The organism is Pseudomonas sp. AC463 (genome assembly GCF_979253585.1).
The window spans coordinates 1-329 of record NZ_CEEDDZ010000320.1 but is presented as its reverse complement, the minus strand read 5'-3'; the positions used below and the strand labels follow the sequence as shown (position 1 = coordinate 329).

At 67.8% G+C, this 329-nt stretch carries 1 protein-coding gene; it reads right to left on the bottom strand.

The window, feature by feature from the left end; translation table 11 throughout:
* On the bottom strand, positions 1-329 hold a 329-nt coding region (locus AC0IYH_RS30325; protein WP_471837844.1), incomplete at both ends, for an EamA family transporter.

Here is a 329-nt window from a genome sequence, read left to right as displayed (position 1 = left end):
GATCAGCCAGCCGATCGTCGCGGCGACCACCGGCTGGATCAGCAAGGTGATGCCGACCTTCAACGGCGACGCCTTGCCGAGTGCGAAGATCATGCATCCCTGGCCCAACACCTGACTGACGAGGGCGAGCCCCAGCAGCGGGCCCCACGCGGTCGGCATCACCGTCTCCCCCAACGCGACGGCGAAGATCAGCAGCGGCACGATGCTGGCGATCGTCGACAGGGCCAGCGCCGGCATCGGCGGCACATGCTCCCGCACGCCCGCCATGATGATGAAATAGACGGCGTAGAGCAGGCCCGCGGTCAGGCAGAGCGCGTCGCCGACCAGAT